The sequence below is a fragment of the Domibacillus indicus genome (assembly GCF_023715895.1).
Taxonomy (GTDB): domain Bacteria; phylum Bacillota; class Bacilli; order Bacillales; family Domibacillaceae; genus Domibacillus; species Domibacillus indicus_A.
In genome coordinates this window covers 79670-106553 of sequence record NZ_JAMBOO010000011.1, presented here as the reverse complement: position 1 = coordinate 106553, position 26884 = coordinate 79670, and the positions used below count along the sequence as shown (strand labels likewise).

Sequence of the window (26884 nt, the reverse complement as noted above, 5' to 3'; positions counted from 1 at the left end):
TCATAACCCGAAGGTCGCAGGTTCAAATCCTGCCCCCGCAATCGTTGGTCCGGTAGTTCAGTTGGTTAGAATGCCTGCCTGTCACGCAGGAGGTCGCGGGTTCGAGTCCCGTCCGGACCGCCATTTTCTTTTAGAATACGCAATTATTCGATATAATAAAGATACAATCAGAAACCTTAGGATCATCATTATCCTAAGGTTTTTTTTCGAGGAAAGAAGGCGGACACATGACATCTTCTTATACATGGACGTTAAACAATTTGGAAGAAATGAGCGCATTTGCTAGTGCGCTGGCTGATACGCTTCGTCCAGGCGACGTCTTGCTGCTTGAAGGCGACTTAGGAGCAGGAAAAACAACATTTACACAACATTTGGCAAAAGCATTAGGTGTCACGAAAAACGTAAACAGTCCAACATTTACCATCATCAAAGAATATGAAGGCACCTATCCTCTTTACCATATGGATGTTTACCGGCTAGGGGAAGAATCAGAAGATCTGGGTTTTGATGAATACTTTTATGGTAATGGCATTACGGTCGTGGAATGGGCCCATTTAATCGCAGACCAGCTTCCGGAAGAGTACATACAAATCAATCTCTTCCACACTGGTGTAGAAGGGCAGCGAAAAGTACAATTAACAGTGAATGGGGATCGATATGTCCGCATTCTTGAGAAGGTGAATACATTTGAAAATATTAGCGATTGATACTTCTACTTACACGCTGTCGATCGGTCTCGCAGATGGAGACGTCATTCTGGCGGAGCAGGTAACAAATGTGAAAAAGAATCATTCTATCCGGGTAATGCCGGCTATTCAAACGTTAATGACTGAAGCAGACATAAAGCCGGAAGATTTGGAAAAGATTATTGTAACAAATGGTCCGGGCTCGTATACAGGAGTTCGTATTGGTGTAACGATCGCCAAAACGCTGGCCTGGACATTAAATATTCCACTGGCTGCCGTTTCTGGTCTCGCTTCACTGGCTGCTTCAGCTCCCGTGGTAGATGGACTTGTCTGCCCGGTTTTTGATGCGCGGCGTGAACGCATTTTCACGGGCTTATACCGCTTGTCAAATGGCGCGGTTCAGCCCGTTTTGGAAGATCGGAATGTTTCGGTGGCGGAATGGTGCACAGAGCTGCTTCTTCAAAAGGAGCCGGTTTTATTTGTGGGGCAAGAAAGTAAAATTTATGAGAAAGTAATTGCTGAACAAATGGGTGAGCAGGCTGTATTTGCCGGCAGAGCCGTTCCCTATACCCGCCCGGCTGCTCTTTTAGCGCTCGGGGCGGCAGTGGAAAGTAACAACCCGACAGAGGTTGTACCAAATTATGCACGTCTTGCTGAAGCAGAAGCTAAGTGGATTGAGGCAAATGAAAAGAAGGCGGCTGGCCGTGAGTGATGCAGTAATCCGCCCAATGGTAATAGAAGATATTCCGGCTGTGCTCGAAGTAGAGCAGGCAAGCTTTTCCCTTCCCTGGCCAAAAGAAGCCTTTGAAAGAGAAATTGCATTAAATGATTATGCTCATTATTATACGGTCGAACAAGAGGGCCTTGTTATCGGCTATTGCGGAATGTGGGTTGTGTACGATCAAGTGCAGATTACCAATATCGCGATTTTGCCTCGATTCCGTGGAAAAGGATATGGGAAAAAACTGCTTGGTTTTATGATCCAAAAAGCAAGGGAGTACGGTGGAGCTGTTCTTTCACTTGAGGTTCGTGTCAGCAATACAGCAGCAATGACATTGTATAAAGAATTCGGTTTGCAGCCGGGTGGAATCCGGAAGCAATATTATACCGACAACCAGGAAGATGCTTTAGTAATGTGGGTGAATTTATAATGGAAAAAAACACATATGTTTTTGGAATTGAAACGAGCTGCGATGAAACGGCGGCAGCCATTGTAAGAAATGGTACAGAAATTGTGGCGAATGTTGTTTCTTCTCAGATTGAAAGCCACAAGCGGTTTGGCGGTGTTGTGCCTGAAATTGCTTCCCGCCATCATGTAGAACAAATTATCGCTGTACTGAACGAAACACTTGAACAGGCAGGTCTGACGTTTAAAGATATGGATGCAATCGCTGTGACGAAAGGTCCAGGCCTTGTAGGTGCCCTATTAATTGGTGTAAATGCTGCAAAGGCAATCGCTTTTGCCCACAACCTGCCGCTTATTGGTGTCCACCATATTGCGGGACATATTTACGCAAATCGTCTGGTGAAGGAAATGGCGTTTCCGCTTTTGTCTCTCGTCGTCTCAGGCGGACATACGGAGCTTGTTTATATGAAGGAACATGGATCATTTGAAGTCATTGGTGAAACACGCGATGATGCAGCAGGCGAAGCATACGATAAAGTAGCACGTACACTAAACCTGCCTTATCCAGGGGGTCCGCATATTGATCGGCTTGCCGCTCAAGGAGAAGATACGTACAAGCTTCCGCGTGTCCGGCTTGAAGAGGGTTCTTACGATTTCAGCTTCAGCGGTTTAAAATCAGCGGTTATTAATACGGTTCATAATGCAGAGCAGCGGGGGGAAGAGATTGTGCCGGAAAACCTCGCGGCAAGCTTTCAAGCAAGTGTTGTCGATGTATTAACCGAAAAAACGATCCGTGCTGCTAAAGAGTATGGAGTAAAACAAGTGCTATTGTCTGGAGGCGTTGCGGCCAATAAAGGTCTTCGTGCTTCTTTAGAAAACGCTTTTGCTGATTTTAAAAACATTGAGCTTGTGATTCCGCCACTGTCTTTATGTACAGATAACGCGGCGATGATTGCAGCAGCAGGCACCATTTTATTCGAGCAGGGAAAACGAGATGGGATGGATATGAATGGTCATCCCGGCTTAGATATTGAAGCTTTTTAGAAAAGAGGCATTCTGGCTGGAATGCCTTTTTTTGTGCATAAAGGGGATAAATTCATTCACAACCTGTGGGTAATGTGTATAAATCTGTGGAAACCTTTGCAATAAACAGAGTATTCGCTGTTTTTATGTGGATAAAAAGAAAAGAGGCTGTGGATAGCCTCTTCTTTACTCAGATTGCAATTGTTCCCATTCTGTCATAAGCTGTTCAATCGCTTCGTTTGCCCGATCAAGCTGCTGCTGCAGCTCCAGCGATTTTTCGTGATCTTCATATACTTCAGGCAGACAAAGCAATTCTTCTGCTTCCGTTACTTTTTCTTCTTGAGCGGCAATTTCTGTTTCGATTTCTTCAATCCGCCGCGCTCGCTGCCGTTCTTTTTTACGCTGTTCTTTATCTGTCTTATAAGAATCCGCTGATGCCGGCTTGGCTTTTGTGACTGTTTTTTCGTCTGCTTCAAGCGCAGCGAGCTCCTCAAGCTCATTTTTTTTCTCTACATAATAATCGTAGTCACCTAAATAGACGGTTACGCCTTCTTTGTCGAGCTCAATCACTTTTGTAGCAATCCGGTTAATAAAATACCGGTCATGAGACACGAATAAAAGAGTACCCGGATAATCGATCAAGGCGTTTTCAAGCACTTCTTTACTATCAAGGTCCAAATGGTTCGTCGGCTCATCGAGAATTAAGAAATTGGCCCTTTGCATCGTCAGCTTGGCCAGCGCAAGGCGCGCTTTTTCGCCTCCGCTAAGAGCAGCTACTGGCTTTAAGACGTCATCGCCTGAGAACAGAAACGTGCCTAGTATCGAACGGATTTCTTTTTCCGGTGTGCCCGGATAGTCATCCCACAGTTCGGACAGCACGGTTTTAGCCCGGTTCAAATGAGATTGCTCCTGATCGTAGTAGCCGATTTCCACTCCAGCTCCATGACGGATATCGCCGCCAATCAGCGGAAGAGCACCGGTAATGGATTTGAGCAGGGTCGACTTGCCGGCTCCATTTGGTCCGACAAGGGCAATGCTATCACCGCGTGTAATGGAGAAAGACAGATCTGCGCCAATTTTTTCACCATTGTAGCCTATAGATGCATGGTCTACATGCAGTACTTCACTGCCGCTCTGACGATCGATATCAAACAGCATGCCCGGCGGCTTTTCGTCTCCGTCCGGCCGAGCCATCATTTCCATGCGGTCAAGCTGCTTGCGCCGGCTTTGCGCCCGTTTTGTAGTAGAGGCACGTGCGATGTTTCGCTGAATAAACTCCTCCAGCTTTGCCGCTTCTTCCTGCTGTTTTTCATATTGCTTCATTTCCCGTTCAAACTGCTCGGCTTTCTGGGTTAAGTATTTGCTGTAGTTACCGGTAAAACGGCGGATTTTATGACGGGATACTTCATATACCTGATTAACAGTTTTATCGAGGAAGTAGCGGTCATGCGAGACAATTAAAATCGCACCAGAATAGCTTTGCAGATAGTTTTCAAGCCAGGAAAGTGTCTCGATATCAAGGTGGTTGGTCGGTTCATCGAGAATTAAAATATCCGGCTTTGTTAAAAGAAGCTTGGCAAGGGCGAGGCGTGTTTTTTGTCCGCCGCTCAGCGTGGAAATGCGGGTATCATAGTCATAATCATGAAAACGAAATCCGTGCAGGACCGATCGGAGATCAGCCTCGTATTGATAGCCGCCTGCTTCCTTAAATTCATTTTGCAGACTATCGTAAGCAGTCATGACCTGGTTGTAGCGGGCAGGATTTTCATACACATCAGGATCGGCCATGCTGGCTTCAAGTGCCCGCAGCTTTTGTTCCATTTCGCGCAGGCCGTCAAATACACTGTTCATTTCATCCCAAATAGATAAGTCCGATTCAAGCCCGGTATCTTGTGCCAGATAGCCGATGGTTACGTCTTTTGGCTTCATAATGGCGCCTTCTTCATAAGAAAGCTGTCCGGCAATCGTTTTCAGCAGAGTCGATTTGCCGGCTCCGTTACGTCCAACAAGAGCAATGCGGTCGCCTGTCTGCACTTCAAGCTTAATATTAGATAAAATCAGTTCAGCTCCATAATATTTCGAAAGCTGCTGTACTTGTAGAAGAATCATTGTTTTTCACCTCACCTTCCACTTTACTTGAGCTCAGCGCCTTGGGCAATGAAAAAGAAGCGGTTCTTGTGAAAAACGCTACAAAGATTTATGATTGTATTAAGAAAAGAAAACAAACATGGAAGCGGTATCACCTTGGAGGGAAAAAAATGAACAACGATTCGATGAAAATACCTCAGGCGACGGCAAAGCGTCTGCCTTTATATTATCGATTTATTCAAAACCTGCATTCTTCCGGAAAACAGCGGGTGTCATCGGCAGAACTGAGTGAAGCAGTGAAAGTAGACTCGGCCACAATCCGCCGCGATTTTTCATACTTTGGCGCACTTGGCAAAAAAGGATATGGATACAATGTGAGCTATCTGCTGTCTTTTTTCCGCAAAACCCTTGATCAGGATGAAGTGACCAATGTAGCGCTTATTGGTGTCGGAAATTTAGGAACAGCGTTTTTAAATTATAACTTTTTAAAAAACAACAATACAAAGATCCTGGTGGCTTTTGATGTTGAAGAGAGCAAGGTCAATCAAAAAATTGGAGACGTGCCCATTCATCATATGGATGAATTAGAAGAGGTATTATCTGAGTTAGAAGTGCCAGTCGCGATTTTAACGATTCCGCAGGCAGCGGCCCAGTCCATTACGGACCGGCTGGTAAAAGCAGATATTAAAGGAATTTTAAACTTTACACCTGCAAGACTAAATGTGCCGCCTGAGATTCGGGTGCATCACATTGACCTGGCGGTTGAGCTGCAATCGCTCGTTTATTTCCTGAAAAACTATCCAGATGAATCTGTCGAAAAATGATCATAGTATTGCGTTCTTAAATCAGTTATGATTAGGAAAAAGGAGGCGGATGCCAATGCCAGGGATTGGAAGCATGGTTGTGATTGGCGCGGCAGCACTTTTGATTTTCGGACCGAAAAAGCTCCCGGAGCTCGGACGGGCAGCAGGGGATACACTTCGTGAGTTTAAAAACTCAACAAAAGGACTGGCCGATGATGAAGAACGGACAGAGGACAAAAAAGAGTCCAAGTAATGTTAGGATGATAGACAAATGAGCCAGCAGGACATGACAATATATGAACATTTAGAAGAAGTGCGCAAGCGCCTCATCATTGTGATTGTTTTCTTTTTTATTGCGGCAATCGGCGGGCTTTTTTTGGCCAAGCCGATCATCCAGTATTTACAGCATGCAGATGAAGCGGCTGCCTTAACGATGAATGCGTTTCGTGTAACCGATCCGCTGAAAGTTTATTTTCAAATGGCTTTTGTGATTGGACTTGTATTAACTTCGCCGGTTCTTTTATATCAGCTCTGGGCATTTGTCAGTCCGGGCCTCCATGAACGGGAGCGCCGGGTTACGCTCAGCTATATTCCGGCATCGATACTGCTGTTTCTTGGTGGTCTTTCGTTTTCCTATTTTGTGTTGTTTCCCTACATTATTCATTTTATGATGAAGCTGTCTGGCGATTTGAATATTGAACAGGTAATCGGCATCAATGAATATTTTCACTTTTTATTTCAAACAACGATTCCGTTTGGATTTCTTTTTCAGCTGCCGGTCATTACCTTGTTTTTAACGAGACTTGGCATTGTCACTCCACAGCTGCTAGGGCAGATTCGGCGCTACGCTTATTTTGTCCTGCTGGTTATCGCGGCGCTTATCACTCCGCCTGATATTATGTCGTTTGCCATAGTGAGCGTACCACTTTTTTTACTATACGAAGTGAGTGTATGGATCTCAAGAATCGGCTACAAAAAAGCGCAGCAGACAGAAGCCCTCACCGCAGAAAACGAAGAAAAATCCGCCCAGTAACCTGGACGGATTTTATTTTTGGCTTTTTTGCCGTTTTATATGGGTAAAGATAAGGCGGATGCCTGTGCCAATATCCATAGTAGCCAGCAGAATCAGCAGGTATGTAAAGGGACCGAACCCATTTGCATTTACATCCTGAATGGCAAAAAGAACAAAAAAAGCACCAAGGACACTAAAAAAAATGCCTCTTGTTAAATAAGACTGCACGCGATTTCCCCCTTACTACCACTTGATCCATTGGGACAGCTGCTCCATCTGCTCTGCTTTGCGAATCATTTCCTGAAGGTCATCCGCAAACACATACTGCATCAGCACAACAAATGTATTCATCGACACGTGCGCGACAATCGGTACGATAATTCGTTTTGTTTTTACATAAAGAAAAGCGAATGTAAAACCCATTGCCGCATATAATATTGTGTGCTCCAGCTCCATATGAGCGACAGAGAAAATAAGCGAGCTGATTAAAGCCGCGAAGAAAAACGGCATCCGGTTGTAAAGCGAGCCGAAAATGATTTTACGAAACACAATTTCTTCTAAAATTGGTCCAAATACCGCTACGGCCAGGACAACAACCGGCATTCCCTGGACAAGCTCAATAATATCCTGTGTGTTTTGCGATCCCGGCTCGATACCGAGAAGAAACGTTTCAACCATAATGGCCGCATACTGGGCAGCAAACGCCATAAATACGCCAAGTATAGCCCAGACCATTGCAGAGCCAGGAGGAACAGGCGCCTGACGTTCAATGGAGTTTCGATACGTAGAACGCCATAAAATAAGCAGCACAATCGCCGTTGCCAGCGCAAATGCGATTACCGTCCAGTAACCTGGGACAAGCGCTTTCAGGCGGTCGGGCTCTACTCCTGCGATGAGTCCTGCCTCGTACAGGAGCGGCTGGCCGACAAAAGCGGAAAGCTGCATGACAATGTACGTAATCAAAATGAACCCGTATTCTTTTTTCACAAAAAAACCCCTTTACTGATAGAAAAAACGCAACGTCCGGCGTTCTTCTTTTTATTGTACTATTGAACGAAAGCCGCTTCAAATAAGGAGTCTGAAAATTTTTCCGCTTTCTGCTTGCAAAGAGGATAGGGCATCCTTTATTATAATAATTGTGTTAGCACTCATTAGAGTAGAGTGCTAATAAAAATATATCAACCATTTTTGAGGAGGGTTTCACTTGTTAAAACCACTAGGTGACCGCGTAGTAATTGAGCTAGTAGAATCTGAAGAAAAAACAGCCAGCGGAATTGTACTTCCAGATTCGGCAAAAGAAAAGCCACAGGAAGGAAAAGTTGTGGCCGTGGGTACAGGACGTGTGCTTGACAGCGGAGAGCGTGTAGCACTTGAAGTTGCTGAAGGCGACCGCATTATCTTCTCAAAATACGCAGGAACAGAAGTAAAGTTTGAAGGAAACGACTACTTATTGCTCCGCGAAAATGACATTTTAGCTGTAATTGGCTAACAATCCGCAAAAAGCGGCTTAATTTAACATTCAAAATGAACGACTAATAGAACCATCATTTAAAGGAGGCACTTTTAACATGGCTAAAGACATTAAATTCAGTGAAGACGCGCGCCGCGCAATGCTTGCTGGTGTAGACAAGCTTGCAGATGCGGTAAAAGTAACGCTTGGACCGAAAGGACGCAACGTTGTATTGGAGAAAAAATTCGGTTCTCCACTTATTACAAACGACGGTGTCACGATCGCTAAAGAAATCGAGCTTGAAGACGCGTTTGAAAACATGGGTGCGAAGCTTGTAGCAGAAGTAGCAAGCAAAACAAATGATGTAGCCGGTGACGGTACAACAACTGCAACGGTTCTAGCGCAAGCGATGATCCGCGAAGGTCTTAAAAACGTAACAGCAGGCGCTAACCCAGTCGGCATCCGCAAAGGAATGGACAAAGCGGTAGCAGCAGCTATAACAGAGCTTCAAAACATCTCTAAACAAATCGAAGGCAAAGAATCAATCGCACAAGTAGCAGCGATTTCTTCTGCTGACGAAGAAGTAGGCCAATTGATTGCAGAAGCGATGGAGCGCGTTGGAAACGACGGCGTTATCACAATCGAAGAATCAAAAGGCTTCACAACAGAGCTTGATGTAGTAGAAGGTATGCAGTTTGACCGTGGTTATGCATCTCCTTACATGATCACAGATTCTGATAAAATGGAAGCTGTTTTAGACAATCCATACATCTTAATCACAGATAAAAAAATCACAAGCATTCAGGAAATCCTTCCAGTGCTTGAGCAGGTTGTCCAACAAAGCAAGCCGCTTCTATTGATCTCTGAAGACGTAGAAGGCGAAGCACTTGCAACACTTGTTGTGAACAAACTTCGCGGTACATTCAACGCAGTAGCAGTTAAAGCACCAGGCTTCGGTGACCGCCGTAAAGCTATGCTTGAAGATATTGCGATCCTGACAGGCGGCGAAGTGATCACAGAAGAGCTTGGCCTTGACCTGAAAACAACAAACATTACACAACTTGGCCGCGCAGCGAAAGTAGTGGTAACAAAAGAAAACACAACAATCGTTGAAGGCGCTGGCGAGTCTCAAAATATCGGCGGCCGCGTAAGCCAAATCCGTGCGCAATTAGAAGAAACAACTTCTGAATTTGACCGTGAAAAATTGCAGGAGCGTCTTGCAAAACTAGCGGGCGGCGTAGCCGTAATCAAAGTCGGTGCTGCGACTGAAACAGAACTAAAAGAGCGCAAACTTCGCATTGAAGACGCGTTGAACGCAACACGCGCAGCAGTTGAAGAAGGTATTGTATCCGGTGGTGGTACAGCTCTTGTCAACGTATACAACAAAGTAGCTGAAGTAGAAGGCGAAGGCGACGTAGCAACAGGTGTAAGAATCGTTCTTCGTGCACTAGAAGAGCCGCTTCGTCAAATCGCACGCAACGCAGGCCTTGAAGGTTCTGTTATTGTAGACCGCTTGAAGCGTGAAGAAGTCGGCATTGGCTTCAATGCAGCAACAGGCGAGTGGGTAAATATGATCGAAACAGGTATCGTAGACCCAACAAAAGTAACACGCTCTGCTCTTCAAAACGCAGCGTCTGTAGCAGCTCTGTTCCTAACAACAGAAGCAGTTGTAGCAGACAAGCCAGAAGAAGGCGGCGGCATGGGCATGCCAGACATGGGCGGCATGGGTGGAATGGGCGGCATGATGTAATATCATCCCCCGAAAAAGCGTCAAACCTTTATACATAAAGGTTTGACGCTTTTTTATTTTCTTTTTATTTAAAAAAAGCTCATAGTTAAAAATTAAATTACTTCTCAGTCTTCTTAAAGTAGAAGTCCATATTAAAATTCATGCAGAGAATAGGAAGGTCATTCAAACGTAATCAAGTATAAATATTAGTATGACGCCAGGCAGCCAATAAGCTGGTATTTTTAATAGTCCTGTTAAACGTATTTAAAGCAGCTTTAAAGCTACTTTTTTCGTCTTTATGCAAGTGGTTTTAAGAAATATTTGATGTATAATTGGAATATTGTTACTAATTTGTTGGGAGGTTATTTTACTTGAGAATTTACATGACTATGGAGGATGCAATAAAAGCAATAATTTTTTTCTTCATTCTAGCATTTATTTTTGGAGCGTATACACACTTTAAGGAGAAAACGAATCCTGCTCCTGAACAGAAAATTGAAAAAATACATATAGGTGAACAATACCCATTAGCTGAATCTGCTTCTAATATAGTGATAAATTCTGTGGAGGTTACACAAGAAAGAAATGAACTTGTTAAAGCAGATAGAGTGTTAAAGGTTAATTATACACTAACCAATAAGACGGATGAGCCAATGGAAAACAATAAAAGTTTAAATGTAATTGAAAGTAGTGAAATAGGCCATCAACCAGTGGAATACCCATTAATTACAAATGATCCATCTAAGGTAGAAGCTAATTCCTCTACCACTTTTAATGATTACTACACATTGCCTGATGAAAAGCAATCTTATCAAATTATTTTAGAGAATAACGAGTATAGGAAAACAATAGTTGAGTTTGATATATAAATGAACAGAAAGGTACCTTAAAGAAAAGTTGTCTGATCAACCGAGCTGTTTCTTCCCAGCTATATTTACATTTACAACTAAAGAGGGTGGCCGCGTAAGGTTAAGTATATTGGCTTCAGCCAATGATTAGCCGGATTTCTACCAACTTTCACGAAGTTGGGTAGCCGTCTTCACGCGCAAATATAAATTGTTCATTATGATAATGATCTCTATTCTGCAAAAAATGCTCGTTTTGTTCCGCTTTATGTTTCTTCAAAAGAGAAACTAAGCCGTCATCAATTCGGATGGTTCGTTTTGAGCTGCCCGTTTTTGGTGGAAGCAGCTTGTAGTTTTTCGTGTTGTTTGCAGGTATATAAAGTGTTTTGGTCACTTTTAATGTGCGTCGATATATGACCATTTTAAAGCCATCATTTCACCTATACGAAGTCTTGTATAAGCGAGCATAGTAAAATAGAAAAGGTTGTACTTTAGACCATCTGTTTTGGCTGTTTGAAGAAGGTGAATTAACTTATCCCTTTTTAAATCGTGGTGCAGCAATGCAAATGTTTTATATACAAAAGACGGGTCTAATACTTCCTATTTTAAGAAGTTTTAGACCCGTCCTATATGCTTGTCAGGTACCGAAACATGGGTCATTGCAGCACCTGGCACATTTATCTATTATTGATCTATGTCGCCGCCCAGAGCTTCTGGAATCATCGTAAAGCCTTCGATCACGGTATCTTCTTCGACTTCGATCATGAGGTAGCGTTTACCGTTGAAAAGAATTTGTTTCACATAGCCCAAATCCTGTGGACTGATTGAAATGTTCGCTGCTTTCGTGCTGATTTTAATGGATTTTGATGTATATTTTGGCAGGATGCTGCTGGCTTTGATCTCATACTTGTCATCATCGATTATTTTTTGGTAGGCTGATTCAATTTTTTCCGAATTGATGTCTTCAAGGCCGCTCATCTTTAAAACCCGTTCTACGTCCTTGGAATCTAATTTTGGCGGTTCTTCCTCTTCATTTTCCTCGATCATGCGGTTAATCTCTTCGTACACATTAGAGAGTGTAGATGTGCTCAGCTGATCTCCGGTTACGTCTTTAATGATTTCTTCAAAAACGATTTTATCATCTTTTGCCGTCATCGTTTCTTCCCCGTTCAATACGTCCTCAATGAACGAGTGATCGGGCTCATGTACCTTGCCTGCTGAATAAAGAATATGATTAACATCTGCTGCATTATCGGTGAAGCAGGGAAACAGAAAGCCTGAAAGGGGGGTATTAAGATTGATAATAGGATCAAGGACAAAATGATATTTGAACTCTTTTTCAACATAGTCAAAAAGCAGTTCTTTTTTCGGCTCTTGTGTGTTATTGATGCTGCATAAAATAAACGGATGCGAATAAACGGTGTCCCGTTCGCTTTCTTCAGCTTCTTGATTACGGCGTTTCATTGGCTTGAAATACTCTCCGCGAATAAATGTGACGACAATATCCTTCTCATATTGCCGAAGTGCAAGCATTTTGCCGACGATTTGAAGCATTTGCTCTTTCCAGCCTTCTACATCAGCGCTTAGTAATCCTTGATGTAAAATAAGCTGGCTGTTATGTTCCGCTTCCCGTTGAAACTTTAACTCAAAAAGCTTCTCATCCAACTGGCCGGCGAGTAGTTTTTTGAAGTTATTCATAAATAACTCCCGCTGATCCTGGTCAAGCATTTCAAAAGGTTGGCTTTGATGGTGATAAATGTCGCTTGAATCCTTCATAATATACACATTAAAAATGTCAGAGATTTTAAGTAAATCATTATCTGCTTTGAATTGTTTCCGAATATGTGCGATGTCTTTTTTGTTCATGGTTTTATCCACTCCTAAACTGCCTGATTTGCATATGTACTAGAATAACAAATAACCTCCGTCCTTTACATGACTCATTCGTTTTAAACAACATTTTTAATGATATATTCTTTAACGTTTGAAAATCTTGTGAGAGGGCCATTCTCCATCAGACTTCTCGTTCGTTCTTTTTATACTGAATGTTCTAAGTATTAATAGTTGTAAAATGATTGCAACTTCTACTGAAAACATTGTCGCTTTCTGTCGTTTGTTATAAAATGAGCAGGTCTAAAAAATGATCCTTGTATAATATCAGTGAAATGGTCTGATAGTTTCTACCCGGCAGCCATAAATGCCGGACTACAGGGAAGTATGAACAAACGAAGAGAAAACACGCAGACTATTCCTTTCATACGGGTTCTTTGTGGGTCACTGTATTGAATGGGATTTCCGAAACTCTTATTTTTCATGCTTCAGCCTGTGGCTGTGTGGGTGAAACGAAGGGCTTACTTGTACGGGGAATCCTATATAGGGAGTTGTTAGTGTGTTTTTTTTATTAAATATTGTTGGGATTCTAGTGGTTTTTGGCCTGGTATTTCTTTGTTCTCCCAACAAGAAACAGGTAAAGTGGCGTCCCATTGTTGCTTTAATCATTGTGGAACTGCTCATTACCTGGTTTATGCTTGGAACGAAAATCGGAGCATGGGTCATTGATAAAATTGCTTCGTTTTTTACTTTTCTCATAAACTGTGCAAACGAGGGGATTTCTTTTGTTTTTCCGTCCGTGATGGCAAATCCTACAGTTGATTTTTTCTTTAGTGCGTTAATGCCCATTATTTTTATCGTGGCCTTTTTCGACATTCTTGGCTACTTCGGTATCCTGACATGGATTATTGATAAAGTAGGCTGGGTAATTTCCAAGGTGTCAGGACTGCCTAAGCTTGAAAGCTTTTTTTCACTGCAGATGATGTTTCTCGGAAATACGGAAGCCCTGGCTGTGATCCGGCAGCAGCTTTCTGTACTGAACGAGAATCGCCTGCTTACCTTTGGCATTATGAGCATGAGCAGTATCAGCGGATCGATTATCGGAGCTTATTTAAGCATGGTTCCGGGAGAATATGTTTTTGCGGCGATTCCTTTAAACTGCTTGAATGCTTTACTGCTTGCGAGCGTTTTAAACCCAATAGAAGTGAGCAAAGAGGAAGACATTGTTTATGTTCCTTCGAAAAAAGAACGAACCGATTTCTTCTCGACCATTTCGAATAGTATGCTTGTCGGGATGCGAATGGTGATCGTGATTTTGGCAATGGTAATCGGCTATGTTGCGTTAACGGCCTGCTTAAATGGCATCTTAGGATTTTTGATAGAAGGGCTGACTGTCCAAAAGATTTTCTCTGTTATTTTCAGTCCGTTTGCTTTTCTTCTCGGCCTGTCCGGCCATGATGCGATGTACGTTGCTCAGCTTATGGGAATCAAGCTTGCTACAAACGAATTTGTGGCCATGATGGATCTGCAAAAAAATCTCCATTCTTTGCAGCCTCATACGGTTGCAGTAGCGACAACGTTTTTAACGTCTTTTGCAAACTTTAGTACGGTCGGGATGATTTATGGAACGATCAGTTCAATCATGGGTGATGAAAAATCCCGGATCATCGGAAAAAACGTGTGGAAGCTTTTAGTGAGCGGCATTGCTGTTTCGCTTTTGAGTGCCATGTTTGTTGGTTTATTTGTTTGGTAAGAGAACATGCCTAAATAAAAAGTATAAGGAATAAACTGCTGGATAAAAAAGAGGATTTCCAAAAGTTCAAAGAACCTATGGAAACCCTCTAAATAAATCCTTATTCAAGAAAATGTTACCCCTTTGTTACCCTTAGCGTGCCTTATAGGATAGAAAGGTTAACAAATCCTGATAAAAATAAAATTTAATTATGAGTTTTTATAGGCTTTTTAAATTATAAAGAAAATAAAAAGCGTAAAACCTTGAATGAGAGACTGACCCTATAAAGTGAAACAAATAAAAACACCTTTAAGTTGAGAAACGGGTATGTAATTATCTAAAAAACCAACTTGGAGGTGTTTTTCTGTAAGCATAAGAGTGGCTATCCAGCAAAGATAAAAAGAAGAACCAGCTGACAGGCAACAACACCGGTAATCAATTTTCCTTAACCCTTATGTTTTAACATAAGGGCTTTTTCCTGTGCATAACAAGGCTTTCTAATTATGATTTCCATTCGGTACTGGCTCTCCTTAAAACTATTATTAATTTTTAATGCTGAATACTACGTTCAATTTTTATCGTTTAACACTCCGTTATATGCTGAAAAAAGAAATTTTTTAAAAATTGCTGGAGAAGCAACCTTTCTGTTCATTTTAACGTCTTTTTGAATAGAATGTATTCCGAACATGAATATAAAGGAGAGATGGTAAATGTCTGAAAAGAAGAAAAAGAAACATACAGGCACAGGTGATACAACAGGCACAACAAGCACAGGCGATACATCAACGGGCACGACAAGCACAGGTAAGACATCAACGGGCACGACAAGCACAGGTAAGACATCAACGGGCACGACAAGCACAGGTAAGACATCAACGGGCACGACAAGCACAGGTAAGACATCAACGGGCACGACAAGCACAGGCGATACATCAACGGGCACGACAAGCACAGGTAAGACATCAACGGGCACGACAAGCACAGGCGATACATCAACGGGCACGACAAGCACAGGCGATACATCAACAGGCACGACAAGCACAGGCAAAACAACAACGGGCACGACAAGCACAGGCGATACATCAACGGGCACGACAAGCACAGGCAAAACAACAACGGGCACGACAAGCACGGGCGATACAACAACAGGTCCAAAGAAAGGGCCTAAAAAAGGACCTAAAAAAGGTCGGCGAAGATAGAAAAAATTGCTTCTGTTTGATCAATGAATAATTGATCAAACAGAAGCAATTGCTGCTTAAAGAGTAATCTTATCAACTCCAAAAAGAATAGTAAAAGTGGGAATTCAAATTAATAAATCGGTAATGGTTTTTATCGACCTGCAAATCAAAAATGCGTTCTGGTGTTATAGAAAGGGGCAAACACTGTGAACCCGATATACGTAAGAAACACTGATAAGTATGGCAGAGGAATTTATGCGGCGCGTGATATTAAAACAGGCGAGCTTTTTGAAGTCTCCCCAGTTTTAATATCGCCTCAAAATGAGTGGGAATATATAGAAAAGACAGTGCTTGTTGATTACTGCTTCACTTGGGGAAAAAATTATAAGCAAACAGCGATTGCTTTAGGATATGGATCCCTGTTTAATCATTCCTATACGCCAAATGCTGTGTTTGTTTATAATGTAGAAAATTTATCTATAGACTTTTATGCAATAACTAACATTAGCAGGAATGAAGAAATCACAATAAATTACAACTGTGATCCTGAAGATAACTCTGCAGTATGGTTTGAGGTAATTGATTACATAACTTGATGCTGCATCCCAAAAATAATAAAAATTTTTATTGCTCCTCCACTTATATTTAAATGTGCTGTCATTAAAAGCTCTTCAGACCATAGACAAATTCACCTGCATTGAAGCTGCATTTTGTCTTCTTTATCCCCTTATTTTTGGATGAAAGAAGATTTCCTCTTTATACATTTATTTCACTGAGCAGGCGATTACAAGATCTCCACCAATGTCCTGTTTCGGTACCACCTTTATAGCCGTTTGAATATAATGTATTGATGATTAAAAGGAGTTTTTTTACCAAAAGAAAAGTGGAAGGTAAGTAACATCAACTTTGAAAAAACGTAAAAGATGTAATATTAACAGAGGATAGATCAAATAAGAACGTAGATTGGATCAAGAGATCGGCAAACAAAAAAACCAGGGATACGTTCCTGGGTTTTTTTGTAGAAGGGCCTAAATTTCTTCCCCCTCTTAAAATCACTTGGTTTATTAGTTGTCCACAAAGGTACAATGCCAGCGTATCATTTTATCACGCATATAGAAAGGAAAAGAAATGATATGTCCTATCTAATTCCGTCTTATTTTTTGATAATCGAAGAAGGGGACCTAGAAGAGCTGCGGCGAGATGTGCGGAGCGATACCCCTGTTCCTGCCTATTTACAAGTAGAGGGAGTCATCTATGATGTCGATATTGCCTATCGGGGTTCTTATACACGAAAATTTCGCAAAAGATCTTACCAAATTGAATTCGTCAAGCCGTCAACATACTCCGGGGCCCGCGTTATTCATCTCAATGCAGAGTACAAGGACCCCTCTCTTATCCGCAATAAACTTTCTTTGGACTTATTCCGCGATCTTAGTGTTCTCTCTCCACACAGCCAGCATATCAATTTAATCCGAAATGACTCTCTTAGAGGTGTCTACTTGCAATTAGAATCCGTCGATGATTTGTTCTTGAAAAAGAGAGACCTTCCTTTGGGTCCTATTTATTATGCCGTCAACAATAATGCTAATTTCTCCTTAACAAGAGATGAGAAGCAAAAAGAGTCACTTCTTTCGGGGTATAAACGAGTGTCTGGAAGCCCGTCAGATGATGATTTTCTTCAAAAATTGATAGAGAAAATTAACCATACCCACCTTTCTCAATTCCCTGATGAAATTCCTCAGTACCTCAATATTGATAAATATTTACGCTGGCTTGCTGGTGCTGTCTGCACAATGAATAATGATGGATTCACTCATAACTACGCGCTGTATCGCAACAGTGAGACAGGTTTGTTTGAAATCATTCCCTGGGATTATGATGCAACCTGGGGAAGAAAGGTCGACGGCGGGGTGATGCGGTACGATTACGTTCCGATTGAAGGAAAGAAAGGCAACCACCTTTCCTGCCTGCTTCTGCAGGTACCGGAGTACCGTGAACTTTATCGAAACATATTGGAGGAGACCTTAGAAACCAAGTTTACCGTCGAATACATGGAAAACAAAGTGATGTTGCTGCACCAAGCTTTACGTCCGCATATTCTTCTAGACCCTTATAAAAAGAAAACGATCGATGTATTCGATAGCGAACCAGATTTTATTTTTCAATTCATTCGTGATCGCAGCAACTATTTGAGAAAGCACTTAGCCGATTTGAATTAAAAGAATTCTCACTTTATGTTTATAGACTCTAACTCTAATGGTAAGAGCAATGCTGACTTCTCTGTTTTATACAAAATGGAACAAACCACCTCACCGCCGCTTTTCCTTTTTTATCTTTGCTGCTTTTTAGGGTCTTTTTGTTTCTTATTTCTGTCATCACTCCCATATGTAAATTGATCTTTGTCATGAGGGAATAGGCATAAGACAAAAACAAATCAATCACCTTAGGGAACGTGTTTTACAATAAATGAAAAGAAAATAGGACTTGGGACGATCGTTACACTCAGTATTGCAAATGGTACAGGTGAAAAGCCAAGGGGAAAAGGAATATGCTTTTCCCCTTGGCTTTTAAGTTATTTACCCGATGACTGAAAAGAACCAGATTAAACATGATGTAACGAGCGTCATTATTCGTATTTTTGAACAACATCGGCATACTTACGGCCCCGCACAGTTAAAGTCGGTCTGCAGTGTAGATTCACTGTGTCGAGAATCTACATTCTAAGTGAACAGGGGCTCGTTTATTCAGCCTCGATTCCGATTTCCATTTCAAAAAACGCCATACAATGATTCAGAAGGGGCCAATGAATGAAAACGGAAGTTTCAGGTGGAAGAACCGTTAAATTTATACTTATGTTGTAAGCTCTGTGCACTCAAATCGACTCCACTACTAGCTCTGTTTGACACCAGGGAGAATTGCATAGTAACAGGAGAGACAGCAGACGAGGGAGAGAAAGATCCTGTCTTAATAAATGGAATTCGCCCTCTGGATGGAAATTATCTCAAATGTGAAAATAAAAATTAAGCAAACGATACAGAAGTATATTCTTTCTTTAGCAAGAGCAATTGAAGTAACAGAAAAACAAAGATAAGTAGTTAAATAATCAAGTAGTAGACTTTTATGCAAGCATTTTTCTCAATGAGATTCATCCATTCTAAGAACAGACCCATATAGCTAAAAGAATTATGCATCTCAGCCATAATGTTAAATAGGTATTGATAAAAGCTGCATAGCCTTTCTTCCATAGTCGGTCGAAGAAAGAAGCCTTTGTTGAAATGAAACGTAAATGTCCGGATTCCCATCTTTTTTAGATCAAGTGTACGCCACCTTTATTTTTTGTCTGGATAAGTATATAGACCATCCAGGGTCTTTCATGTCTAGAAGTTTAAGAATTGTTTCGGCATAAGTTTAAAGACTAGGTGGTTGTACAGTTGCTTTTTAATAGAGGTGAATATAAATGTAATAAAACGGAGAAGAAGGGACTCTAATTGACGACTTTTCAAAAAGGGGAAGGGACGAATGAGCTTTGAAATTGGATTGACTTTTTTGATCTTTATCATGACAATGTTTGTTATATTTTTAAGGCCAGGCGGGATTAATGAAGCATGGCCGGCGTCGATTGGGGCAGGGATTATTTTGCTGACGGGGATCGTATCTTATGGAGATATTATAGATATTATCGATAAGATAGGCGGTGCATCCATTACGATTATAGCCACGATCGTCATGGCAGTCGTATTGGAAAGCTTCGGTTTTTTTCACTGGGCAGCTGCGCGGCTTGCAAAGTTAGCTAAAGGTTCGGGCTATCGTCTCTATTGGTACATTCAGCTTTTATGTTTTTTGATGACACTTTTATTTAACAATGATGGCAGTATCTTAATTACGACACCCATTTTAATTTTACTTCTTCACAATCTTCAGCTAAAACCATCTGAACAGCTTCCATATCTCTTAAGTGGCGCTCTGATCGCTACCGCTTCTAGTGCACCGATTGGCGTAAGCAATATTGTCAATTTAATTGCATTGGAAATTGTCCATATGACTCTTTATATGCATACTGCCATGATGTTTGTGCCTGGAACACTTGGATTATTGTTCATGTCAACTTTAATGTTTATTGTAGTGAAGAAGAAATTACCCAAAACGCTGCCTGCTTCTTTGCAGGACATAGAAGAAAACTTTTTCACTAAAAATTTTCATCCATTAAAAGGGACACTGTCTGTTGAAACAAAACATAAACGCACAAAATTTATGTTAAAGGTTTTACTGTTTGTGTTTGTGGTACGCTGCCTGCTCTTTGTGGCATCCTATCTGTCCATTCCAATTGAGCTGGTGGCAGTGCTTGGCTCCTTCCTCTTGCTTGCATGGAGATGGTACCATTTGCGAACAAACCCGCTGGATATTTTAAAAAAGACTCCATGGCACATTTTACTTTTTGCCTTCTCTATGTATGTCATTATTTACGGGCTCCACAATGCAGGATTAACGGCCATACTTGTAAGGGCATGTGAACCGATTGTTAACCAGGGACTGCTCCAGGCGAGCCTTATGATGGGCGGATTAGTCTCGATTTTATCCAATCTTTTCAATAACCATCCTGCCTTAATGATTGGAACCATTACTTTAACAGAAATGGGGATAGACCCTATTACTTTAAAGACGATTTATCTTGCGAACATTATTGGCAGTGATATGGGCTCTTTGTTATTGCCGATCGGAACTCTCGCCTCCCTAATTTGGATGGATATTTTAAAGAAAAATAAAATTCATGTTTCTTGGAAAGATTATTTAAGCGTGTCATTGATTGTTATACCCTTGACAACGATCGTCACATTATTCTTGTTATTCTATTGGGTACAGGTGATTTTCACTTAGTTTCTGATCTTCCCGCAGGAAATAGAACAGAAAATAGTTAGAGATTAAAAATGTATGAAACGAATTCGTATTTGGGATTAGAAATCTAAATACAATATAAGTGTTAGTATATGTATTGGAAAAGGGCTGGATTTTTAGAATCTAGAGCTTTTTTCTACATATACTTTTACTTATATTAACCTCTCTTATAAATCCAGCCACCACATCCATTAGGTAATAATCAGCTAAGCCTCGTAAAAGCATTAAACTTTGAATTAGGGAATACCTTATAAATTGAGACGAACAAAACACCTTTAAGTTGAAAAACGGGTATGTAATGACCTGAAAAGCCAACTTGAAGGTGTTTTTCTATATGGGTACGGGAGTCAGTTGTCCAGCAGAAATAAAATGAAGGCTGTACAGATGAGACTAGCTGAAGTGGCTGTTAAAGAAGTTAGGAAAGAATTAAATATTGAGACCATCAAGGTATTCTTCCATTAAGACCAGCACACCAGAGAAGCGTTCTTGGAAATGCCTGATCGCTTCTTTAAACCTTTTCTTTGAAGGAACGAGAAGAACATCTTTAGAGCCATTAGATACAGGAGATTTTATAATGAAAGGGAGGTGTACACTATATTTTTTAATGAGATTGTCCTCATTTTCTTCAATTGAACAAACAGCATAAAAAGGGGAGGCTTAGTTTTCTTTTAATAATCCCCGAAACCTTGTTTTATCTTCTATATTATAAAGTGCCCCTACCGAAAGCCCGGCGAGATTTAATTCCCAGGAAATATCGGCTGCAAGGCTTACCAGTGGATCAATAAAACTCATAAAGGCCTTGATTTGTTTTCCCTGCTTTTTTAAGCAGGAAACTTCTTCAAAAATCGCTTTTTTGTCCGTTAAGCTGCTCATCTAAATCATTTGATGTACGTCCGTAAATTCTTTCCGCTGCTGCTTGATCCATTTTTCTCTATCCGTCAGTAAAACAGTAAAATACCCCAGACTTTTCGCTGCTTTTAAGGCCTCACGGCTGGAACCGGACTTATTACTGCCTAAAAATATAATGGTTTGCATACAAACGAATCAGCTCTTTAAACATCATTTATGATATTTCCATCTATCAAATTTCTCTGCTTACTGCTTACATCAATAAAATAGTAGACTCGTTCTTGATCCTCCTTTGTCCCTGTCTCATTATTTTATGCAAATGCTAGATTCATTGTATAAGTAAATTTCCTTTATTCGTAAAATTTTTCAAAGATCCTGCTTTTATCTGCCGCCCAGCCGAAGAAAAGAGAGGATTGCTTTGCTGTTTTTTTGCCCGCTGCTATTGATAAAACGTAATGATTACGATATATTAAAACGTAATGATTACGAAATAAGGGGGATGTTGGGTGCAGACAGTAAAGGTGAGGAGAAAGCGTGTTTTATGGAAAGGCTTGTTGAAGATAGGGATAGCAGCAGCTTGTCTTGGCTTATTGGGAGCCTGCGGACAGTCTTCATCGAGTACGACGGCTTCAACAAGCGAAGACAAGCACATTCATTTTCTTTATAATTTCTCAACCAATTCTTTAGATCCACATGTTGATTCAAGCTACGTTCCACTGCGAGCCGGTATAACGGAAACGCTTGTCCGGCTTGATGAAGAGAAGTTAACGATCGCGCCATGGCTGGCAAAAAGCTGGGAAGGTACAGACGGGCAAAATTGGACGATTCACCTGCGCGAAGATGTCACCTTTCAAAACGGAAAGAAAATGGATGCGAAGGCAGTAAAAGCTTCTCTAGAACGGACACTGACAGAAAGCACAGCTGTTCAAAATGCATTAAAGATCGACAAAATGGAAGTAGACGGCTATACATTGCGCATTTCAAATACAGAACCATTTCCTGAATTTATTTCTGAACTGGTGAATCCAAATGTATCCATCATTGATGTGTCGGAAAAAGATATCGTCAATAAACCGGTCGGCACGGGACCTTTTACTCTGACGTCCTTTGTTCCGGGAAGCCGGCTTGAGCTTAAGCGCTATGATAGCTACTGGGACGGGGCTGCAAAGCTGGACTCGGTTACATTCTCGTTTAACGAAGATGCCAATGCGCGTTCCATGGCCCTGCAATCCGAGCAGGTCGATATTGTCTACCGGCCGGAGGTGGAGAGCCTGGAGGCATTGAAAGCACAGCCCGGCATGAAAGTAGAATCGACGGAGACCTTCCGTGTTCATCAAATGACGATGAATATGCAGCGTGAAAGTTTAAAAGATGTCAATGTACGCCGTGCGGTTGATGCATTGATTGACCGCCAGGAAATTGTCGATACGATTTTGTTAGGATACGGAGAAGCAGCAGAAGGGCCGTTTTTGCCCTCCCTGCCATTTGCGCCAACGTACGAGAAAAGCCCGCCATCCGGTCCGGATGCGGCTGTGCAATATTTGCAGAAAGCAGGCTACACACTGAAGGATGGAAAGATGCAGAAGGATGGGAAGCCGCTTCAATTTGAGCTGCTCACGTACAGCGCCAGAGCTGACCTGCCGCTTATTGCACAAGTGTTTCAATCTGATGCGAAACGAATTGGCATCGACATAAAAATTAAGCAAATTGAAATTCCGGAAGAATATATGGCGTCTAACCGTGACTGGGATTTGGCGACATACAGTAATTTAACAGCGCCGCGTGGCGATGCCGGCTATTATTTAAACGCAACGTATCATCCGAAAGGTGCTTTGAATTTCAGCGGTGCAGAAGAACCGAAACTGACAAAAATGATTGACAAGCTTAATCAAACAGTCGGCCAGAAGAAACGTGCAGTGCTGGCAGAGCAGGCGGCGGATTATGTGCATGAGAACGTGATCAATTCTTTTGTGCTGCACCCATCCACGATTGTCGCGTATAACGATGATAAAGTGAAAAACTGGGTCACAACCCGGAGCGAGTATTATATGATAACGAACCAATTGGATGTGAAATAAATGCTTCAGATTCTTGTCCGTAAATTTCTTGAAGTAACTCTTTTCCTGCTGTTTATTACTTTTATCAGTTTTCTGTTTGTTCGTCTGGCACCAGGTGATCCCGTGTTAACGATCTTGAATGTGGATGAGCTTTCTGTAAGCCAGGAACAAGTAGAAGCATTGCGGGAGGATATGGGGTTTAATAAGCCGCTGCTCGTTCAATACGGGCTTTGGCTTTTTCGTTTTATTCAGCTTGATTTTGGACAGTCTTATGTGACTGGCCAGCCGGTGGCAGACATGGTTGCGATGAGCCTTCCTGCTACTCTTGAGCTGGCAGCCGGATCCATGTTCGTGATGCTGATCGTATCGATTCCGCTTGGCTCCCTGTCAGCTCTTTACCGGGATAGCTGGATCGACCATATAAGCCGGGTTACATCTATTGTCGGAGCGGCGATTCCGAGCTTTTGGCTTGGCTTGATTTTGATCCATTTGTTTGGTGTTCAGTTGAATTGGCTGCCCACGATGGGAAGAGACGGGTTTATGTCATTGGTTTTGCCGTCGATCACACTTGGGCTGGCGATTTCAAGTGTGTACGTCCGTCTGCTTCGCTCCAGCCTGCTTGACTCGATTAGTCAGGAGTTTATCCGTGCCGCAAGAGCGAGGGGGCTGTCAGAAGGGCGCATTTTCTTCGTTCATGCGCTGCGACACAGCCTTCCGCCTGTTATTACGGTGTTTGGCGTTAGTTTAGGCAGCTTAATTGGCGGTGTTGTGGTGATTGAAGTGTTGTTTGCGTATCCCGGTGTTGGAAAAATGGTCGTTGATGCGATACGCCAGCGTGATTACCCGCTTATACAAGGATACATTTTGGTCATGGCCGTCATCGTGTTTGTGGTGAATACATGCGTGGATGTCTCGTATCGGTATTTGAATCCGGAAATGAAATTAAAAGAAAGGAACACACCATGATGAGAGGTTTTTCTATACAACTGCCAAAAGGAAAAAAGCAAAATTGGCAGGGAGCCGCTGCTTTTTTGATCCTGGCTGCTGTGCTGGCAGGTACCCTGTATGCTTTCTTTTATTTGCGGCATGATCCGACTTTGACAAATATGAGCGGCCGGCTGCAGGGGATGAGCCTGGAGCATCCGCTCGGCACCGACCATCTTGGCCGTGATGTATTAACAAGGCTTTTTTTAGGAGGGCAGCAAACAATCGGCTCCAGCTTTTTAGCTCTGATTGCCGCTCTCGCCATCGGGATTCCGCTAGGATTGATTGCAGGCTTCAAGCGGGGCTGGGTTGACCGCGTCTTTATGCGGATTGCCGATGGTTTTTTAGCTTTTCCGGACACGATCGTGGCGATCGTGTTGAGCGGGCTGCTTGGACCGGGAATCGGCAACCTTGTGCTCGCCATCGTGATGGTGAAATGGGTCGGCTATGCCCGGCTTGTTCGAAGCACGGTTTTATCTGAATCACAAAAGGAATACGTACTCATTGCCCGGATTAATGGGCTGTCCGCACGAAAAATTATGTGTAAACATTTGTTTCCGCACATAGCAGGAAACGTGCTTGTACTGGCCAGCCTCGACCTTGGCAAAATTATTTTGCTGATTTCTTCCTTATCTTATATCGGTCTTGGTGCCCAGCCGCCAACGCCGGAATGGGGAGCTATGCTGAATGATGCACGCCCGTATTTTCAATCGATGCCGGCTTTAATGATCTATCCGGGCCTTGCGATTGTCCTTGTTGTACTGCTGGCGAATATGCTGGGTGATTATTTGCGTGATCGTTTTGATGTAAAAAAGGAGGGGCAGTCATGATTTTATCCGTTGAGCAGGTAACGATTGGCAGCAGGCAGAAAAAGCTCGTGCAAAACGTTTCCCTCGCGATTCAAAAAGGAGAATGGTTTGCTCTTGTTGGGCAGAGCGGCAGCGGAAAAAGCATCCTGTCACAAGCTGTTGGACAAATGCTTGCCCCCGGCTTGAATGTAGAAGGAAACATTTTTTTCAACGGACAAAATGTACTGGAGCTGTCCAAAAAAGAAATGCGGACAGTCCGCGGCCGGAAGCTGTCTTATATTTTTCAAGATTACCAGGGCTCCTTCACACCATTTCGCACGATTGGCCAGCACCTCGATGAATATCAAAAAGCCCATGGCATTCATTCGCCGCAAGCCCGTATGGCTGGAGTGGGGAAAGCACTTCAATCCGTCGGTTTAAGTGAGGAGCTGGCCGGACGCTATCCGTTTCAGCTGAGCGGCGGCCAGCTGCAGCGCGTGTCGATTGCGATGGCTCTTTTGCTGGCTCCCGATTTGGTGATTGCCGATGAAATCACCACCGCGCTCGACAGTGTATCCGGGAATCAGATTTTAGAGCTGCTTGCCAGGAGGCAGCAGGAAACCGGCTGTGCCATTTTGTTTATTACACATGACTGGCGCCATGTAAGACGTTATGCGGACCGGATTGCCGTCATGAAGGAAGGCGAAATCATTGAATCAGGAGGAAAGCATCGTATCCTTGATCATCCGCAGCACCTTTATACAAAGCAGTTAATCAAGGCGGCGCCTGTGCTTGACCACCGCCTGCCATCCGGTTTACAGGAGGAGGGGAAAGCATGAAGCTTCTTGCCGTACAGCAATTGACGAAATCATACAGCAGAGGAAAAACGGCTGTAAATGACGTGTCTTTTGAATTAGATAAAGGCGAATGTCTTGGGCTTGTAGGGGAAAGCGGCTGTGGCAAAAGTACATTGGCTAGGTGCCTGCTGAGAATAGAGTCGATTGACAGCGGCTCTATTCGTTTTAAAGGCGAAGCGATTGAAAGGCACACCGAACGCCAATTGTATCTTTACCGAAAGCAAATGCAAATCGTGTTTCAAAACCCGTCGGCTGCTTTGAATCCAAAGCTGAAAGTAAAGGATTCTCTCATTGACCCGTATGAACAGTACAAGAAAGAGTTAAAGCTTGCCCGCTTTTCGTATACGTCCAAAAAAACGTTTGTTAAACAGCTTTTAGAGGCGGTTGAATTGCCAGAGGATTTGGCAAACCGGTATCCTCATGAATTAAGCGGTGGACAAAAACAGCGGGTTACAATCGCCCGGGCGATCAGCATTGAACCAGAGCTGATTGTGTTAGACGAGCCTACGGCGAGCCTTGATGTACTTTCCCAGGGAGCTGTTCTTGATTTATTAACAGAGCTGCAGCGCACACTCGGTCTTTCTTATTTATTTATCTCCCATGACCTGGCCGCTGTGCAAAAAATGAGCCAGCGCATCATAGTCATGAAGGAAGGGAAACTGGTCGACCAATTCAGCCGGGAGCAGCTATGGGCGGAAGAACGCCATTCTTATACAAAAGAGCTGATTTCTATTTTTTAAAAAACATGATCCAAGGTCCGGCGCAAGTAAACATCACTTGCGCCGGGCCTTTTTTATTGCCATCAGCAAAAAAGGGCTAAAAACAGCCGAAGAGCAAAGGATAAGAGGAAGCTGTTTTTTCAAGTATTTTAAGTTGACAATGCCGTTGCAGGTGATTATAATTTTTCTTCGTGAGGAAACATTTCGTATACGAAATGTTTCGGTAGAAAATAAA

Annotated in this window: 27 protein-coding genes, 1 tRNA gene and 1 riboswitch; of the genes, 21 read left to right on the top strand and 7 right to left on the bottom strand. The window is 42.5% G+C overall.

Going from position 1 to position 26884, the window contains the following annotated elements; all coding sequences use genetic code 11:
• Positions 1-46: 46 nt before the first annotated feature.
• From M3221_RS15910 to tsaD, 5 genes are all read left to right on the top strand, one after another.
• A tRNA-Asp gene (locus tag M3221_RS15910) sits at positions 47-123 on the top strand.
• A gap of 104 nt (positions 124-227) precedes the next feature.
• Positions 228-707 carry a tRNA (adenosine(37)-N6)-threonylcarbamoyltransferase complex ATPase subunit type 1 TsaE gene (tsaE, locus tag M3221_RS15905; RefSeq protein ID WP_285880845.1) on the top strand — a complete coding sequence of 160 codons (480 nt, stop codon included), beginning with the start codon at positions 228-230 and terminating at the stop codon, positions 705-707.
• The gene (gene tsaB / locus M3221_RS15900; protein ID WP_251272711.1) at positions 688-1398 is read left to right on the top strand and encodes a tRNA (adenosine(37)-N6)-threonylcarbamoyltransferase complex dimerization subunit type 1 TsaB; all 711 of its coding nucleotides are present in this window, start codon (positions 688-690) and stop codon (positions 1396-1398) included. Before tsaE ends, tsaB begins: the two co-directional genes overlap by 20 nt.
• A complete protein-coding gene (rimI, locus tag M3221_RS15895) occupies positions 1370-1837 on the top strand; it encodes a ribosomal protein S18-alanine N-acetyltransferase (RefSeq protein WP_396120289.1) in 468 nt (155 codons plus the stop codon). Before tsaB ends, rimI begins: the two co-directional genes overlap by 29 nt.
• Entirely contained in the window at positions 1837-2856 is a 1020-nt protein-coding gene (gene tsaD, locus M3221_RS15890) for a tRNA (adenosine(37)-N6)-threonylcarbamoyltransferase complex transferase subunit TsaD (protein ID WP_251272710.1), read from the top strand. Before rimI ends, tsaD begins: the two co-directional genes overlap by 1 nt.
• A 165-nt stretch (positions 2857-3021) precedes the next feature.
• Here the strand turns inward: tsaD and M3221_RS15885 are convergent, their stop codons facing one another.
• Entirely contained in the window at positions 3022-4944 is a 1923-nt protein-coding gene (locus tag M3221_RS15885; protein ID WP_251272709.1) for an ABC-F family ATP-binding cassette domain-containing protein, read from the bottom strand.
• A 149-nt stretch (positions 4945-5093) separates the two neighbouring features.
• On the opposite strand from M3221_RS15885, the gene M3221_RS15880 reads away from it, so the two are divergent.
• The 3 genes from M3221_RS15880 to tatC are packed head-to-tail and all read left to right on the top strand — an operon-like array spanning position 5094 to position 6759.
• On the top strand, positions 5094-5747 hold the full coding sequence (locus M3221_RS15880; protein WP_251272708.1) for a redox-sensing transcriptional repressor Rex: 654 nt from the start codon (positions 5094-5096) through the stop codon (positions 5745-5747).
• A gap of 55 nt (positions 5748-5802) precedes the next feature.
• Complete coding sequence (locus M3221_RS15875; RefSeq protein WP_242237718.1) at positions 5803-5979, top strand: twin-arginine translocase TatA/TatE family subunit; 177 nt, start codon at positions 5803-5805, stop codon at positions 5977-5979.
• A gap of 18 nt (positions 5980-5997) precedes the next feature.
• Complete coding sequence (gene tatC, locus M3221_RS15870; protein ID WP_251272707.1) at positions 5998-6759, top strand: twin-arginine translocase subunit TatC; 762 nt, start codon at positions 5998-6000, stop codon at positions 6757-6759.
• Positions 6760-6771: 12 nt separating this feature from the next.
• Here tatC and M3221_RS15865 read toward each other — a convergent pair whose 3' ends face one another.
• Together M3221_RS15865 and M3221_RS15860 are read right to left on the bottom strand one after the other, a co-directional pair.
• Positions 6772-6966: a YdiK family protein gene (locus M3221_RS15865; RefSeq protein ID WP_242237722.1), complete on the bottom strand. Its 195-nt coding sequence runs from the start codon at positions 6964-6966 to the stop codon at positions 6772-6774.
• Between the two features lie 15 nt (positions 6967-6981).
• Positions 6982-7725, bottom strand: coding sequence for a CPBP family intramembrane glutamic endopeptidase (locus tag M3221_RS15860; RefSeq protein WP_251272706.1), 744 nt, complete (start codon positions 7723-7725; stop codon positions 6982-6984).
• Positions 7726-7942: 217 nt separating this feature from the next.
• Between M3221_RS15860 and groES the strand changes: the two genes are divergently transcribed.
• From groES to M3221_RS15845, 3 genes are all read left to right on the top strand, one after another.
• Positions 7943-8227 carry a co-chaperone GroES gene (gene groES, locus M3221_RS15855; protein WP_050184120.1) on the top strand — a complete coding sequence of 95 codons (285 nt, stop codon included), beginning with the start codon at positions 7943-7945 and terminating at the stop codon, positions 8225-8227.
• A gap of 79 nt (positions 8228-8306) precedes the next feature.
• Positions 8307-9938 (top strand): chaperonin GroEL, encoded by a 1632-nt coding sequence (gene groL / locus M3221_RS15850; RefSeq protein WP_251272705.1) that lies wholly within the window; start codon positions 8307-8309, stop codon positions 9936-9938.
• Between the two features lie 350 nt (positions 9939-10288).
• Entirely contained in the window at positions 10289-10786 is a 498-nt protein-coding gene (locus M3221_RS15845) for a hypothetical protein (RefSeq protein WP_251272704.1), read from the top strand.
• A gap of 148 nt (positions 10787-10934) precedes the next feature.
• On the opposite strand, the gene M3221_RS15840 is transcribed toward M3221_RS15845, so the two are convergent.
• The gene (locus M3221_RS15840) at positions 10935-11183 is read right to left on the bottom strand and encodes a site-specific integrase (protein ID WP_251272703.1); all 249 of its coding nucleotides are present in this window, start codon (positions 11181-11183) and stop codon (positions 10935-10937) included.
• A gap of 263 nt (positions 11184-11446) precedes the next feature.
• On the bottom strand, positions 11447-12628 hold the full coding sequence (locus M3221_RS15835) for a DUF4317 domain-containing protein (protein WP_251272702.1): 1182 nt from the start codon (positions 12626-12628) through the stop codon (positions 11447-11449).
• 261 nt (positions 12629-12889) lie between these two features.
• Positions 12890-12990: riboswitch (purine riboswitch) on the top strand.
• Between the two features lie 161 nt (positions 12991-13151).
• Here M3221_RS15835 and M3221_RS15830 point away from each other — a divergent pair.
• The 5 genes from M3221_RS15830 to M3221_RS15810 all read left to right on the top strand — a co-directional run bounded on the left by M3221_RS15830 (position 13152) and on the right by M3221_RS15810 (position 20377).
• Positions 13152-14345, top strand: coding sequence for a nucleoside transporter C-terminal domain-containing protein (locus M3221_RS15830; protein WP_251272701.1), 1194 nt, complete (start codon positions 13152-13154; stop codon positions 14343-14345).
• A 689-nt stretch (positions 14346-15034) separates the two neighbouring features.
• A complete protein-coding gene (locus M3221_RS15825) occupies positions 15035-15523 on the top strand; it encodes a hypothetical protein (RefSeq protein ID WP_251272700.1) in 489 nt (162 codons plus the stop codon).
• A 185-nt stretch (positions 15524-15708) separates the two neighbouring features.
• Positions 15709-16098 (top strand): SET domain-containing protein, encoded by a 390-nt coding sequence (locus M3221_RS15820; protein ID WP_251272699.1) that lies wholly within the window; start codon positions 15709-15711, stop codon positions 16096-16098.
• Positions 16099-16635: 537 nt separating this feature from the next.
• The gene (locus M3221_RS15815) at positions 16636-17721 is read left to right on the top strand and encodes a CotH kinase family protein (protein WP_251272698.1); all 1086 of its coding nucleotides are present in this window, start codon (positions 16636-16638) and stop codon (positions 17719-17721) included.
• A gap of 1300 nt (positions 17722-19021) precedes the next feature.
• Positions 19022-20377: an arsenic transporter gene (locus M3221_RS15810; protein ID WP_251272697.1), complete on the top strand. Its 1356-nt coding sequence runs from the start codon at positions 19022-19024 to the stop codon at positions 20375-20377.
• 675 nt (positions 20378-21052) lie between these two features.
• On the opposite strand, the gene M3221_RS15805 is transcribed toward M3221_RS15810, so the two are convergent.
• Together M3221_RS15805 and M3221_RS15800 are read right to left on the bottom strand one after the other, a co-directional pair.
• Complete coding sequence (locus M3221_RS15805; protein ID WP_251272696.1) at positions 21053-21268, bottom strand: ATP-grasp domain-containing protein; 216 nt, start codon at positions 21266-21268, stop codon at positions 21053-21055.
• The gene (locus tag M3221_RS15800; RefSeq protein ID WP_251272695.1) at positions 21269-21430 is read right to left on the bottom strand and encodes a hypothetical protein; all 162 of its coding nucleotides are present in this window, start codon (positions 21428-21430) and stop codon (positions 21269-21271) included.
• Positions 21431-21795: 365 nt separating this feature from the next.
• On the opposite strand from M3221_RS15800, the gene nikA reads away from it, so the two are divergent.
• The 5 genes from nikA to M3221_RS15775 are packed head-to-tail and all read left to right on the top strand — an operon-like array spanning position 21796 to position 26670.
• On the top strand, positions 21796-23322 hold the full coding sequence (gene nikA / locus M3221_RS15795) for a nickel ABC transporter substrate-binding protein (RefSeq protein WP_396120290.1): 1527 nt from the start codon (positions 21796-21798) through the stop codon (positions 23320-23322).
• Positions 23323-24267 (top strand): nickel ABC transporter permease, encoded by a 945-nt coding sequence (nikB, locus tag M3221_RS15790; RefSeq protein WP_251272694.1) that lies wholly within the window; start codon positions 23323-23325, stop codon positions 24265-24267. It abuts the gene before it with no gap.
• Positions 24267-25115 (top strand): nickel transporter permease, encoded by an 849-nt coding sequence (gene nikC / locus M3221_RS15785; protein ID WP_251272714.1) that lies wholly within the window; start codon positions 24267-24269, stop codon positions 25113-25115. Before nikB ends, nikC begins: the two co-directional genes overlap by 1 nt.
• On the top strand, positions 25112-25912 hold the full coding sequence (locus tag M3221_RS15780) for an ABC transporter ATP-binding protein (protein ID WP_251272693.1): 801 nt from the start codon (positions 25112-25114) through the stop codon (positions 25910-25912). Before nikC ends, M3221_RS15780 begins: the two co-directional genes overlap by 4 nt.
• Positions 25909-26670 carry an ABC transporter ATP-binding protein gene (locus M3221_RS15775; RefSeq protein ID WP_251272692.1) on the top strand — a complete coding sequence of 254 codons (762 nt, stop codon included), beginning with the start codon at positions 25909-25911 and terminating at the stop codon, positions 26668-26670. The genes M3221_RS15780 and M3221_RS15775 overlap by 4 nt, the downstream gene beginning before the upstream one ends.
• Positions 26671-26884: the final 214 nt, after the last annotated feature.